11 protein-coding genes are annotated in these 13,873 nt (G+C 67.9%); 2 read left to right on the forward strand and 9 right to left on the reverse strand.

Annotated features, from left to right (window positions below):
• Positions 1-8 precede the first annotated feature (8 nt).
• The 9 genes from J2S22_RS08030 to J2S22_RS08070 all read right to left on the reverse strand — a co-directional run bounded on the left by J2S22_RS08030 (position 9) and on the right by J2S22_RS08070 (position 11,090).
• A complete protein-coding gene (locus J2S22_RS08030; RefSeq protein ID WP_272776584.1) occupies positions 9-668 on the reverse strand; it encodes a DUF4276 family protein in 660 nt (219 codons plus the stop codon).
• On the reverse strand, positions 665-2,041 hold the full coding sequence (locus J2S22_RS08035; RefSeq protein ID WP_272776583.1) for an AAA family ATPase: 1,377 nt from the start codon (positions 2,039-2,041) through the stop codon (positions 665-667). Before J2S22_RS08035 ends, J2S22_RS08030 begins: the two co-directional genes overlap by 4 nt.
• A gap of 38 nt (positions 2,042-2,079) precedes the next feature.
• Entirely contained in the window at positions 2,080-3,312 is a 1,233-nt protein-coding gene (locus tag J2S22_RS08040; RefSeq protein WP_272776582.1) for an argininosuccinate synthase, read from the reverse strand.
• Between the two features lie 280 nt (positions 3,313-3,592).
• On the reverse strand, positions 3,593-4,489 hold the full coding sequence (locus J2S22_RS08045; RefSeq protein ID WP_272776581.1) for a siderophore-interacting protein: 897 nt from the start codon (positions 4,487-4,489) through the stop codon (positions 3,593-3,595).
• Positions 4,490-4,508: 19 nt separating this feature from the next.
• Positions 4,509-5,342: an ABC transporter ATP-binding protein gene (locus tag J2S22_RS08050; protein WP_272776580.1), complete on the reverse strand. Its 834-nt coding sequence runs from the start codon at positions 5,340-5,342 to the stop codon at positions 4,509-4,511.
• On the reverse strand, positions 5,342-6,421 hold the full coding sequence (locus tag J2S22_RS08055; protein ID WP_307155813.1) for a FecCD family ABC transporter permease: 1,080 nt from the start codon (positions 6,419-6,421) through the stop codon (positions 5,342-5,344). Before J2S22_RS08055 ends, J2S22_RS08050 begins: the two co-directional genes overlap by 1 nt.
• 2 nt (positions 6,422-6,423) lie before the next feature.
• Positions 6,424-7,566: an ABC transporter substrate-binding protein gene (locus J2S22_RS08060; RefSeq protein ID WP_272776579.1), complete on the reverse strand. Its 1,143-nt coding sequence runs from the start codon at positions 7,564-7,566 to the stop codon at positions 6,424-6,426.
• 195 nt (positions 7,567-7,761) lie between these two features.
• Positions 7,762-8,754 carry an alpha/beta hydrolase gene (locus tag J2S22_RS08065; protein ID WP_272776578.1) on the reverse strand — a complete coding sequence of 331 codons (993 nt, stop codon included), beginning with the start codon at positions 8,752-8,754 and terminating at the stop codon, positions 7,762-7,764.
• Complete coding sequence (locus J2S22_RS08070) at positions 8,751-11,090, reverse strand: TonB-dependent siderophore receptor (RefSeq protein WP_272776577.1); 2,340 nt, start codon at positions 11,088-11,090, stop codon at positions 8,751-8,753. Before J2S22_RS08070 ends, J2S22_RS08065 begins: the two co-directional genes overlap by 4 nt.
• A gap of 279 nt (positions 11,091-11,369) precedes the next feature.
• Between J2S22_RS08070 and J2S22_RS08075 the strand changes: the two genes are divergently transcribed.
• The gene (locus J2S22_RS08075) at positions 11,370-12,368 is read left to right on the forward strand and encodes a helix-turn-helix transcriptional regulator (RefSeq protein ID WP_272776576.1); all 999 of its coding nucleotides are present in this window, start codon (positions 11,370-11,372) and stop codon (positions 12,366-12,368) included.
• Positions 12,369-12,709: 341 nt separating this feature from the next.
• Complete coding sequence (locus J2S22_RS08080; RefSeq protein ID WP_272776575.1) at positions 12,710-13,873, forward strand: efflux RND transporter periplasmic adaptor subunit; 1,164 nt, start codon at positions 12,710-12,712, stop codon at positions 13,871-13,873.

A 13,873-nucleotide genomic window follows, 5' to 3' on the forward strand; every position in this document is an offset into this window, starting at 1 on the left:
AAAGCAGCCTAACTCCCAAGTATTTCTAAATTCTTGAGGGAGGCTTCCAGATCAGATGAAAACTCTTTGAAAGATTCGGCTCGGCTCAACCGATTCAAATCGATATCAGTTCCAATTCGTTCAAGAATGTCGCCGATCTGAGGGAGCCGTCTTTGTCTGGTTCTGGAATGCAGAGTTTTGACTGCATCTCGCAAAATGGCTTTTGGGTCGTTCAGGGATTCCGCCCGATCGGGATTCCATGGCCGAACGATGTTCGAGGGCCATGCATCAAATCCGCAAGCTCGTGCAATGGCATCCGGGTCCGTTAAAGCCCAAGATTCCATTTCTCGACATGGAAGCAGTGGCACGATCCGATGCTTACCAAGACCGCATTGGCGGGAAGCTATTTCTTTTATGTCTTCTATCATCGTTTCGAGTATACGCATTCGCGCATTTGCTGCAGCATCGGCATGCACAACGAAAAGATCTATCGCACGGGCTTCGCTGCACATTCTAGCAGCGCGCTCGCCATTAATCGTGCCCGGCAAAAGAATTGGATCCTCTTGCAACTGAACGTTCTGTTTTCCACCGACCTGGATCAAATCAAGGGTATGACGATAAATAATCTGTGGAAGGAACCGACTGTCCGTCGATCCTTCACTGAAAAGCCCAATTACAAGCCAGATCATATTGCAGCATCGTTCCCTTTAGTAATTCTTTCGGCTTCAATTCTGGTCAGACGCCGTTCGCGGTCACCGAAATCAAACTCAGCATTCTCGACGACACCTGTGCGCATTCTCGTGTGACGGAGGACGGAATGCATGGTTGGGTCGATTGAACTGACAACATCTGCCACCACCAATTCTTCAAGTTGAGTCTCACGCAACACCACGGGAGAGTGTGTGTTGACGAGAATCTGGAAAAGCCACCCCCCTATTTTTTCTTCTCCGTGCACATTGCTGCATGTGCCCCGAAGAAGGCGAATCAATTTAACGAGTCGATCTTCGTGTACGCCATTCTCTGGCTCCTCAAATAGGAGGACACCCCTTCTACGAGGGTCATATAAAAATGTCAGAAGAGCGAGAACTCTTAGTGTCCCGTCGGAGAGAACTCGAGAACTGAATTCGCTCTCCCCCCGCATGGAGATAAAAAGCCTATACCTCCCAGCCGACTCGTCACGTTCAATGCGCAAGTCCTTCGTGCCAGGTATCAGCGCGGTTAAGCTATTCCTGATGTCGGCCAGATCTCCTCGCGGACGCTCCACCGTTCGGGTTTCCGTCTCAATGCGCGCCAAAACTTTCGCGAGATTGGATCCGTCTGGCAAAAGCTCATCTGGCGCGAGAGCATCGCTCGGCTCACGCTCCGAAGTCGCTTCTAACTGGAGGAATGTTATCGACGCCAACTCTTGGCGAAGAGCAAAGAGATGAGGAAACTCCGTAGCGGTCGTAATTCGAGACAGAACAGTGGCGGTAGCCCTGTCCTTTGATATCGGAAACGGTCTCGGTCGCCCCTGTACGCCATCTTGATTAACCTGGAACTTATCACTCAAGGTTTCCAGGAACGCACTTCTTCCGCCACCGCTGGCGTAACGCGCATATTCCTTTACAAAGTCCGGATGCGGCGGCGGCGATCGTCTAAGCCAAGTATCGTCGGTTCGCTTGATTGGCCGAGCTGATTCGTGACGAACATAGAGCCGTTCGGGGCCACCGATTCCCCCCTGTCTTTCAATCTCAAGCTCGTAACGCACTCTAGTATGCTTAAGCGGCCGCTTTTGACCGAACGCATCCTCGACTTCGGAATCGAGCAAAACCTCGGCGGCGAAACAGATAGTTCTTGCGCTATTTCCGGTGGGTTCTCTGCGAAACAACTCACTTGGATCGCCACGCAATCGGCGCACGGCTTCCAATAGATCGAACGAAGCAAGCTGCGACAAAAAGCGCAATGCATCGAAAAAATTCGATTTCCCGGAAGCGTTTGGACCCGCAACCACCGTAAATGGGTGCAGGTCCAGCTTCAGATCTTTGAAGCTTTTAAAACCGTCGATTTCGATGCGCGTCAGCATGCTGAAACTTTACCCGACAACTATCCTCGTGAGAACCCTCACTTCGCCATGCGCTTCCGGCGCTGACCCAGGGTGCGCAGGCGCAGGGCGTTGAGCTTGATGAAGCCCTGGGCGTCGTGCTGGTCGTAGGCGACGGCGCCTTCCTCGAAGGTGACGAGCTCCTGGTCGTAGAGCGAGTACGGGCTCTCGCGGCCGATCACCGTGACGTTGCCCTTGTAGAGCTTCAGCCGGACGCGGCCGGTGACGAACTCCTGGCTCTTGTCGATCGCGGCCTGCAGCATCTCACGCTCCGGCGCGAACCAGAAGCCGTTGTAGACGAGCTCGGCATACTTGGGCATCAGCTCGTCCTTGAGATGGGCGGCGCCGCGGTCGAGCGTGATCGACTCGATGCCACGATGCGCGGCGAGCAGGATGGTGCCGCCGGGCGTCTCGTACATGCCGCGCGACTTCATGCCGACATAGCGGTTCTCGACCAGATCCAGCCGGCCGATGCCGTTGACGCGGCCGAGCTCGTTGAGCTTGGCGAGCAGCGCGGCCGGCGTGAGCTTCACGCCGTCGACCGCCACCGCGTCGCCGCGCTCGAAGTCCACCGTGATGACGGTCGGCTTGTCGGGCGCGCTCTCCGGATCGACGGTGCGGCTGAAGACGTAGTCCGGCACGTCCTGCGAGGGATCCTCCAGCACCTTGCCCTCGGACGAGGTGTGCAGCAGGTTGGCGTCGGTCGAGAACGGCGCCTCGCCGCGCTTGTCCTTGGCGATCGGGATCTGGTGCTTCTCGGCGAACTCGATCAGCTTGGTGCGCGACGTGAGATCCCATTCGCGCCAGGGCGCGATGACCTTCACGTCGGGCTTGAGCGCGTAGTAGGCGAGCTCGAAGCGGACCTGGTCGTTGCCCTTGCCGGTGGCGCCGTGGCAGACCGCGTCGGCCCCGACCTTCTCGGCGATCTCGATCTGCTTCTTGCCGATCAGCGGCCGGGCGATCGAGGTGCCGAGCAGGTACTGGCCCTCGTAGACCGCGTTGGCCCGGAACATCGGGAAGACGTAGTCGCGCACGAATTCTTCGCGCAGATCCTCGATGAAGATGTTCTCGGGCTTGATGCCGAGGAGGAGCGCCTTCTGCCGGGCCGGCTCCAGCTCCTCGCCCTGGCCGAGATCGGCCGTGAAGGTGACGACCTCGCACCCGTAGGTCGTCTGCAGCCACTTCAGGATGATCGAGGTGTCGAGACCGCCCGAATAGGCCAGCACCACCTTCTTCACGTCGCTCTTCGCCATGCTGTCTCGGCCGGCCGGCCGCTCCTCGTGCCGACGGGCCCGGCGGTCCGGGCCCCTTGGTCGGCAAATGAAATTCGCGGCGGACTATAGGCGGACGGCGCGCCCGCGCAAGCCGAGCCCCCGCCCGGCAGGGATGCCGCCCGCACAACCGGCCCGGGCGCGCGGCGCGGCCGGCACCCGGCAGGGCTTGTCGAACGATTTCAGAGATTTGGTTCCGGCCCGGGGCGCGACCGCCGGCGCCGGCCCGCCCGCGGCGAGGCCGGCCGCCGGCGCTTCCGCCTCAGTCGGCCGCCTCCGCCGGGATGCCGCGCTCGGCCAGCTCCTCGCGCCACGTCTTGAAGTAGTCCTCGTCGCGGTCGTTGTCGTAGGCGTCGTGATAGGCGTTCTCGTTCAGGCCGGCGCGCCAGTAGCCGATGGCGTGGATCTGGCGCCGGTCGAGCTTGCGCTCCTCGCGGGCATAGGCGCGCAGGGCCCGGACCGTGGAGGATTCGCCGCACACCCAGGCGAACGGCCGCTGCGCCGCCGCCGGCCAGGGCAGCGCCAGCACGGCGTCGCGCAGCAGCGTGTTGCGTCCGGGCGGCAGGCCGTCGCGGTGCAGCCAGGTGAGCACGATGCCGTCCGGCTTGCGGAGCTGCTGCTCCTCGGCCGCGTCGGGTATCTCCACGAGGGCATGGCCGACGGCGTCGGCCGGCAGCTTCTCCAGGACGTGGGCGATCGCCGGCAGCGCTGTGTGATCGCCGGCGAACAGGTACCAGTCGGCGGGGAGCACCTTGCGTCCGCCCGGCCCGCCGACGCCGACCAGGTCGCCCGGCTTGGCCCGGCGGGCGAAGCGCGTCGCCTCGCCGTCGGCGTGCAGGACGAAGTCGACGGCGAGCTCCCCCCTGACGGCGTCGAGCCAGCGCAGCGTGTAGGTGCGGACGATCGGACGCAGCGGATCCTTGGGCCAGACCGGCTTTCCGTTCGGCCCCTGCAGCGGCCAGCCCGGATCCGCGACGCCCTCCGGCGCGAACAGGATCTTGATGTTCATGGCGTCGTCGCGCATCCCGGCGATCTCCTCGCCGCCGAGGATCAGGCGGCGCATCTGCGGCGTCACGGTTTCGGTGCGGAGCACCTCGAGAATCCGGATGCCGCGGTAGCGGGCCGGCGGTCCGGCCGTCGGGGTGGACGGAGCGGTCATGGAAGGTCCCTCGTGGCTGTCAGGCTGCGGTGGGTCGCGGATCGAACGGGTGGGCGGCCGGCCCGCCGGGAGCCGGCGGCAGGGCGCCCTCGACGACGACGTGCGGAATGCCGGCCGGATCCTGCTCGATGCGGGCCGCGACGCCCCACACGGCGGCGAGCGTTCGCGCGGTCAGCGCCTCGGCCGGGGTGCCGATCGCCGCGACGCGCCCGTGGTCGAGCACGACGACGCGCTCGGCCCAGCGGGCGGCGAGATTGAGGTCGTGCAGGACGACCAGCACGGTGCGACCCTCCGCGGCGAGCGAGCGGGCGGCCTCCATCACGGTGACCTGGTGGCGCAGATCGAGCGCGCTGGTCGGCTCGTCGAGCAGCAGGAGGCGCGGCTCGCGCACCAGCGCCTGGGCGAGGCTGACGAGCTGGCGCTGGCCGCCGGAGAGCTGATCGAGCGAATCGAGCGCGAGATCGGCGATTCCGAGCCGGTCGAGGGTGGCGACGGCGCGCCGCGCCGCATCGGCACCGGCGAGCTCGTCGGGCCGCGACGCCTCGAAGGCGGCGACGATCGATTCCAGCACCGAGAGCGCGACGCCCTGGGGCAGCGCCTGGGGCATGAAGCCGATCAGGTCGGCCCGCGCGGCGAGCGGCATGCGCAGGAGCTCGGCGTCGCCGAACTGGACCCGGCCCTCCGCCTGCACCAGCCCGGCCAGCGCCTTGAGCAGCGTCGACTTCCCCGCCGCATTGGGCCCGACCAGTGCCGTGACGGCGGCGGCCGGCAGCGGCGGCAGCGAGAGGTCGCGGATCACCGGGCGGCGCGGATAGCCGGCCGAGAGACGCGCGATGGTCAGCGTCGCGTGCATCACCGCCCCCGCCGCGTCAGCACGAGGGTCATGAAGATCGGCACCCCGATCAGCGAGGTGATCAGTCCGATCGGCAGCACCACGCCCGGGACGGCGGTCTTGCTCGCCACCGAGGCGAGCGACATCAGCACGGCGCCGCAGAGCGCGCTCGCCGGCAGGAAGAAGCGGTGGTCCTCCCCGATCAGCAGGCGGGCGATGTGCGGCCCGACCAGGCCGACGAAGGCGATGACGCCGACATAGGCGACGGCGGCGCCGGTGAGCAGGCTCAGCCGCATCAGCGAGAACAGGCGAAGCCGGCCGATGTCGATTCCGAGGCTGCGGGCCCGCTCGACCCCGAGGCGCAGCGCGGTCAGCTTCCACGCGGCCCTGAACGAGAACGGCACCACGCAGGCGATCACCAGGCCGAGGATCGCGATCTTCTCCCGATTCGCCCGCGACAGGCTGCCCATGGTCCAGAACACCAGCTGCTGCAGCGCCTGCTCGCTCGCCACGAACTGGGTGATGGCGACCAGTGCGTTGAAGGTGAAGAACAGCGCGATGCCGAACAGCACCAGGGTCTCGCCGCCGTGGCGCAGGCGGCTCAGCACCTGTAGCAGCATGGCGGAGCCGAAGGCGAACACGAAGGCGTTGACCGGGATGCTCCACTCGGCCGGCACGCCGGGCAGCGCGACGCCGAGCACGATGGCGACCGCCGCCCCGAAGGTCGCGGCCGCCGACATGCCGAGCGTGAACGGGCTCGCCATCGGATTGTTCAGCACGGTCTGCATCTCGGCGCCGGCGAGCGCCAGCGCGACACCGACCAGGATCGCCATCGCGGCCTGCGGCAGCCGCACGTCGAAGACGATCACGGCGGCGGCGCGGCCGAGCTCCTGAGGAAAGAGGATCCCGCGCAGCACGTCGACGATCGAGAGCGCCGACGGGCCGGTGGCGAGGTCGAGCAGGAAGGCGGCGATACCGGCGAGCGCGAGCCCGGCCACCACGGCGGCCCGCCGCCGCAGCAGCCGCCGGTGCGCGACCAGCGCGCTCTCGGCCGCGGCGGAGAGCGGCGACGCGACCGGCTGTCCGAGCAACGCCGCCACCCCTACCGCCCTCCCGGCGGTGGGTTCAGCGACACCCAATAGGTGCCGCGCATGGGAACGGCGAGCAGCGTCTGGTTGGCGACCGCGAGGCTCGCGTCGGGATCGACGTCGCCGAACAGCTTCGGATGGAACCAGCGCGCCAGCGCCTCGAGCGCCAGCACGTTGAGCGGGAAGTTTCCGAACAGATGCCACAGGCCGTGGACGCGGCCGTTGCGCACGGCGGAGAGATCGGCGAGGCCCGGGCGGCTGACGATCTCCTGCAGCCGGGCCCGCGACTCCGCGGCATCGACGCCGGGCCCGAGCACCAGCCCGCCGGTGCCGGCGAGATGCTGGCCGCCGGTGCCGACATAGATCTCGGGATCGCGCCCCAGCACGTATTCGAGGCCGATCGGGCCGAACGGCGTCTTCAGCACGTCGGCCGCGATGTTGTGGCCGCCGGCGACGTCGATGAACGCCCCGATGGTGGCGCGTCCGGGAGCGTTGCAGCACTCGTTGAGGCCGGCATGGGCATTCATCAGCACGGTCGGCACCACCGGCCTTGTGGCGGCGAGGCGATCGCGGATGCGGCCGGTCCGGGTCTCGTTGAACTGCACGACCTTCTCGGCGGCCTCCTCGCGGCCGAGCAGGCGGCCGAGCAGCCGCAGGCTCGGCACGATGTTGTCGAGCGGTTTGGCGATCAGATCGATGAACACGACCGGCACGCCGGCGGCCTCGAAGCGGGCGATCGTCTCCTTGGAGCGGATCGACGGGCCATAGCCGCCGGACAGGATCGCCACGTCGGGCGCCGTCGCCAGCGCCTGCTCGATGGAGAAGCTCTCCTCCGAGCCGCGGCCGACGATCGGGATGTCGGCGATCGCCGGAAATTTTTCACGGTATTGCCCGTACGTCACCTTGTCCTGGCGCACCAGGTCGCCGGGCCAGCCGGCGAGCAGCGACACCGGATCGGGATGGACGAGCGCGAGCGTGATGAGCTGGCGCCCCTCGCCGAGCACGATGCGCTTCACCGGCCTGGCGATCTCGACGCGCCGGCCGAGCACGTCCGTCACCGTGATCACGTCGCGCGCGGCGCGGGCGCGGCGCGGCAGCAGCGTGCCGAGCGCCGCGGCGGCACCGGTGCGCAGGAGCGTGCGGCGGGAGAAGGTCATGACGCGTCTTTCAGAGGAGCGGCAGGCACGGCGCGAACCCTCTCCCCTCGTGGGAGAGGGTGGCTCGCCGCGAAGCGGCGGGCCGGGTGAGGGGGAGCTCCACAAACTCGGAGTTCGTGGCGCGCCCCCTCACCCGCCTCGCTTCGCTCGGCACCTCTCCCACGAGGGGAGAGGGGAAAAGACGGCGCCATGTGATCACGCGCCCCTCCGATGGCCGACCGGCATTTCACGATCACCCCGCAACGGCCGACCCAGCGCCAGCGTGACGGCGCGCGAGATCGCGGCCGGGACCACGGAGACATGGTCCTCGTCCGGGAACTCGACGTACTCGGCCGTGAGCCCGCGGCCGGCGAGCGGGGCGAGGCGCGCCGCCATCTCGCGAGCATTGTCGATCATCCGGTTACGGCGCTTCCAGTCGGCCCGGACCGCGGCGTCGGCGCCGTCGATCTCGACCGCGGTCGGCTCCTGCTCGCAGCCGCCCATCGTGATCAGCAGGCGAAGATCCGCCCCGGGCCGAAGCGCCGCGACGAAGGCACGCTCGTGCGCCTCGACCACGCGGTCGGCGAACCAGATCGACGGGCTCGCGGCGACATGGGTGCGGAACAGGCCGGGCCGGGTGAACAGGGCGTAGAGCGTGAGCAGGCCGCCGAAGGAGTGGCCGAACAGCGTGCGCCACGCCGGATCGAGCGGAAACTCGGTCCCGATCGCCGGCAGCACGTCGTCGCCGATGAAATCGAGAAACCGGTCGGCGCCGCCGACCGGCGGCCACAGCGAGCCGTCCGGCCGCGGCGGCATCTCCAGCGGGCCGCGCGGAGCCGGCGTGTAGTCGAAGGTGCGGCGGACGAGGTCGAGCGGCTCGTCGGTCGGATAGCCGAGCCCGACCACCACGGCCGGCACCACGCCGGTCACCTCCGGCCGGCGTGAGCGCAAGCCCACCGCCTCGACCATGGTGGCGAAGGCGGCGTTGGCGTCGGTCAGCACGATCAGCGGATAGCCGTCCGGCGACGGCGGCGGCCCGTGCGGCCGCGCCACATAGATGCGATGCTCCAACCCGCCGGCAGGGCGCAGCGTGCGGACCTCGGTGTGCGGCAACGCCGCCGGCGGGGGGCCGGAGAACGTACCCTTGCCGGCGGCGTCTTCGACGCGATCGCGCGGACGCACGATCGCGGGTCCGGTGAAAGCCGTCACCAGCGATACCTCGCGGTCGCCAGGATGGTGCGGCGGGTGCCCCAGAAGCAGCCGACGTCGATGTTGCCGGTGCCGGTGCCACACGAGGCGACGTACTCCTTGTCGAACAGGTTGGTGGCGTTGAGCGACAGGCGCAGGCCCTTCAGCTTCGGCTCGATGTACTCGAAGTCATAATGGATGCCGGCGTCCATCAGAGTGAAGGCCGGGACCTCGATGGTGTTGGTGGTGTTGGCGTAGGTCGATGCGACATGACGGACGCCGGCGCCGATGCCGAAGCCGGCCAGCGGCCCCTCGTAGAACGTGTACTTGCCCCACAGCGAGCCGTAATACTCCGGCACCATGATGGGCCGCTTGCCGAGCGCGGTGCTGTCGTTCGTCTGCGTGACCTCCATGTCCTGCCAGGTGAAGGCGCCGACGAACTCGATGTTGCGGGTGAGCTTGCCCTTGGCCTCGAGCTCGAGACCGCGGCTCAGGACCGCGCCGGTCTGCACGCTACAGCGCGTGCTCACGCCGCCGCATTGCAGGCCGACATGGGTCGAATCCGGATCGGTGGTCTGGACGTTGTACTGGGTGAGCTCGTAGGCGGCGACCGTGAACAGCAGGTCCCAGCCGGGCGGCTGATACTTGATCCCCGCCTCGGCCTGCTTGCCGGTGGTCGGCTTGAACGGCCGGCCGTAGTAGTCGAGGGTCGTGCCGGTCACCGGCTCGAACGAGGTCGAGTAGCTGATGTAAGGCGCGAGCCCGTTCTCGAAGTGATAGAGCAGTCCGGCGCGCCAGCTCGTCGCCTCGTCGGTCTGCGAGAGGTCGTACGCCACTTTTCCGGTCGCGATGGTGACCTGCCTGTAGTCGAAGCTCGCCCGGTCGCGCCGGATGCCGAACATGCCGATCATGTTGCCGAGCCGGATCTGATCCTGAGCGTAGAACCCGAGCTGATCAGTGGTCTGGCTGGAGTCGGTCAGGTAGGGCGCCACCGGGATGTTCTGCCAGTAGATCGGGTTCGTGTAGTCGATCGTCGTCGCGGCGGCGCTGCCGAGCAAGCGACGAGAATCAGCGTACTGATAGTCGAGCCCGGCCAGAACCGTGTGCTGGAACGCGCCGGTGGCGAACTGCGACTGGACCTGGTTGTCGGTGGCGACCGAGTCGAGTTCGTCCTTCACGTTCGACTTGTTGCGGCTGATCGTCGTGCCGCTGAGGCCTGACGGCGAGAGGCCGCGGAAATGCGTGTCGAGGTGCATGTAGCGGGTGTTCTGGCGCACCGTCCAGGTGTCGTCGAAGCGATGCTCGAACAGCGACGTCACCGAGGCCTGCTTGCGCTCGAACACCTCGTAGCCCGGATCCGAGACGTTGAAGGTCGACGGGATCTGACCGCGCGAGCTGGCGTAGAGGGTGCCGTTCTTGGGCAGGAACACCGAGTAGAAGCTGTTCGGATCGTAGGTGTAGTTGGCGAGCAGCGTCCAGGTGGTGTCGGTGCTCGGCTTCCAGGTCAGGGCCGGGGCGAGCATGTAGCGGTCGTCCTCGGTGTAGTCGACCTGGGTGCCGGAGTTGCGGGCGAGGCCGGTGAGGCGATAGAGCCAGTGCCCGTCCTTGTCGATCGGGCCGGAGAAGTCGAAGGCGCCCTGCAGGCGCTCCCAGTTGCCGCCTGTGATCTCCACCTCGTGGAACGGCTTGTCGAGCGGCCGCTTGGTGACCAGGTTGATCATGCCGCCGAGATTGGTCTGGCCGTAGACGATCGACGACGGGCCGCGCAGCACCTCGATGCGCTCCAGCGCATAAGGATCGACCGTCGGTATCGCATAGGAGATGCCGCGGAGCAGCCTGAGGCCGTCCTGGAAGCCGACGAAGCTCTGCGCCACGCTGCCGCCGTTGCTGTAGCCGCGCACCGGGACGATGTCGAAGCGGCTCGCCGGCCGCAGATCCGGGAGCACGCCCGGCGTGTAGCGCAGCGCCTGGCTGACGCTCTCGGCGCCCTGGTCCTCCATCTGGTCGCGCGTGACCACCGACACCGACTGCGAGGTCTCGACGATCGGCGTGTTGGTCTTGGTGCCGGTCATGCTGCGGTCGGCGACGTAGCCCTCGACCGGGCCGACCGCGCTCGACGAGGTCGCGGCGACGCCGCGGGTCGGGGTCACCGCGCCCCCCTCGCCACCGGCGCCGGGCGCGGTCGCCTCGCCGTCGCCGCCGCCACCGGTCTGGCGATCGCTCTCGACCCGGATGGTCGGCAGCGCCGTGCCCTCCTGCGCCTGCACGGCCGTCGACACGGCGCCGCCCAGCATCGTCGTCGCGAGCAGAAGGCTGACGATCCGGGCGGATCGGTCGGTGAAAGTCGTGCAAGTCATGGCCAGCCCCCGTCGACGTCACGGCCGTGGCCGTGTCTTCCCACCCCCACAGTGGTCGGATCAGTTAACCGACGGAGGGAGGAGACGTACATTCGACGGGACGTGTATTTTCTTTGCGAAATCACCAAACCCCTACGACGAAGGGCTTCCCTGCTGCAATTCTAGACTTGGAAGATTAGAGCTATACCATTTCAAATGCGCGCCGCCGCGATTGACACGGCCGTCCCTCCTGCGTCCTTTGTCGGTCATGAGAGGCTGGACGGCACTGCGATGAATGCGATGGACGACGCGCCGCGCGGCCCGCGAGTCGTGCGCCATCGCGATCTGCGGCGCTGGGCGAAGGCCGCCGACTTCCGCCTGGTCGCGCCGGTGCTGGAGGACGAGGCCGTGCTGCTGCGCGGCGACTTCGTCCAGATGGAGCTGCGCTCCGGGCTGCACCTGCACGCCACCGACGTCTGGGATCTGCACGATCTCGAGACCCGCGCCGTGCAGGAGCCCGGCCTGACCTTCTCGCTCTTCCTCGAAGGCGGCGTCACCGCCCGGATGGGCGAGCGCATCTTCGCCATGGGGCATCGCGACGAGGGCCGGAGCGCCCCGGTCGAGGCCGTCGTGGTGGCGCGCGCCCGACGCGAGACCTTCCAGCGCCGCTCGGCCTGCGGCACCCATGTCCGCAAGGTCACCGTGACGGTATCGCCGCAGTGGCTCGACGAGAGCGGCCTCGACGCCGTCGAGGGCCATCGCGGCGTGCTCGCCTTCAGCCGCTCGCATCTCGCCAGCATGCGATGGACACCGTCCGCCCGGCTGGTCTCGCTGGTCGAGCAGATCCTCAAGCCGCCCGCCTACGCGCCGCTGATGCGCAACCTCTACTGCGAGAGCCGCGCCATCGACATCGTCGGCGAGGCACTGCACGCCGTCGCCCGCTCGGAGAGCGCCGCCGCGGCGCCGTTGCTGCGGCCGAAGGACTACGCCCGGGTGCGCGCCATCTGCGAGTTCGTCGACGCCCATCTCGACGACGCCGTCACGCTCGACACGGTGGCCCGTCACGTCGGCATGAGCGTCTCGACCATGCAGCGCATCTTCCGCGCGGCGCGCGGGACGACCATCGTCGACCACATCCGGGGCCGCAAGCTCGACCGTGCCCGCGAGGCGCTGGAGCGCGACGGCGTCTCGGTCAACGAGGCGGCGTTCCTCGCCGGCTACGCCAACCCGGCGAATTTTGCCACCGCCTTCAAGCGGGCCTACGGCGTGCCGCCGCGCCATTTCCGCGCCCGCCTCTAGCCGGTCCGGCCGCGGCGCCACGGCGCTTTGTCGCAGGACGTGATCACGTCCGCGTCGCCGCTCGTAAAATCTCGCAGAAGCCACGCGCACGCCATCCCGCCGCGGCGCCCGGTCGCACGGTGCGACATCGCGAACGTCCCGGCGGGTCTGGCGCGGCGCGGGCACCTCTCTACCTTCTGGCGAGGATCAACGACCGGGAGCGCATCGTGCGACGCCGAGCAGCAGCCTGACGACACGCGCACGCATGGACTGCGACCGGGATCTCTCCGACGCGAGTCCGGGCGGCCGACTTGGAAATTCCCGAGCTTGGAAATTCCCGAGCCGAACCGAACGAGACCACGATGCCGTTTCCGACTGCCTTCACCGGGCGGGCCCTGGCGCTCGCCCTGACACTCACGATCGCCCTTCCGGCCGCTCACGCGGCCGACGGAGCCGCACCGCCGGACCACGGCCGCGACCGTGACCGCGAGGGTGTCGCGATCGCCCTCGACGAGCGCGAAATCCGCACCGCCGGCATCGCCACAACGGCGGTCACGCCGGAAACCGGCGACCTCGAGCTCTCGCTGCCCGGCACCGTCGCGATCCCGCCGCAGCAGCTGCGCGTCGTCGCGGCGCCGGCCGGCGGTCTGGTCGAGACCGTGCTGGTCGCGACCGACGAGTCCGTCACGGCCGGTCAGCCCATCGTCAAGCTGCGCTCACCCGACCTCGTCGAGGCGCAGCGTCAGTATCTCGCCGCGCTCTCCGACGAGGCGCTGGCGGCCGACCGGCTGCGCCGCACCCGGCTGTTGTGGGAAGGCCGGGTGACGCCCGAGCGCGAGCTGCGGGTCGCCGAGACCGAGGCGGCACACGCCAGGTCGCGGCTCGACGAGCGCTCGCAGATCCTCGCCTTGATGGAGATGTCGGACGCCGAGATCGAGGCCTTGCGCACCACCCGCAAGATCGCCAGCGCCGTCACGGTGCACGCGCCGATCTCGGGCACGATCGTCAGCCGCAACGCCAATCCGGGCCAGCGCGTCGAGCCGGCGGCGGCGCTCCTCTCGATCGCGGCGCTCGATCCCTTGTGGCTGAACCTGCAGGTGCCGGCGACCCGTCTGTCGGCCGTGACGGTGGGATCGCGCGTGATCCTGCCGGCTTACGGAGTCGAGGGCCGCATCATCCGGATCGGCCGCACCGTCGACGCGGCGACCCAGTCGGCCGTGGCGGTCGCCGAGATCAATTCCGCCGGCGGCACGGTCCGGCCCGGCCTCGCCGTCGCGGCGACCCTCAGGATCGGCCAGAACGGCCTGCCGCAATGGTCGGTGCCGGCGACCGCGGTGGTGCGCCATCGCGACCGCGCCTGGGTGTTCGTGCGCGAGGAGACCGGCTTCCGCGCCAAGCCCGTGCAGGTGGTCGCCGAGCGCACCGCCACGACGTCGATCCGCGGCCGGCTGTCGCCAGGAGACCAGGTGGCCGATCGCGGCATCGTCGCGCTGCTCTCCGAGCTCGCCGCCGCCGACCAGGACTGA

Source organism: Rhodoplanes tepidamans, assembly GCF_030813915.1.
Lineage (GTDB): Bacteria > Pseudomonadota > Alphaproteobacteria > Rhizobiales > Xanthobacteraceae > Rhodoplanes > Rhodoplanes tepidamans.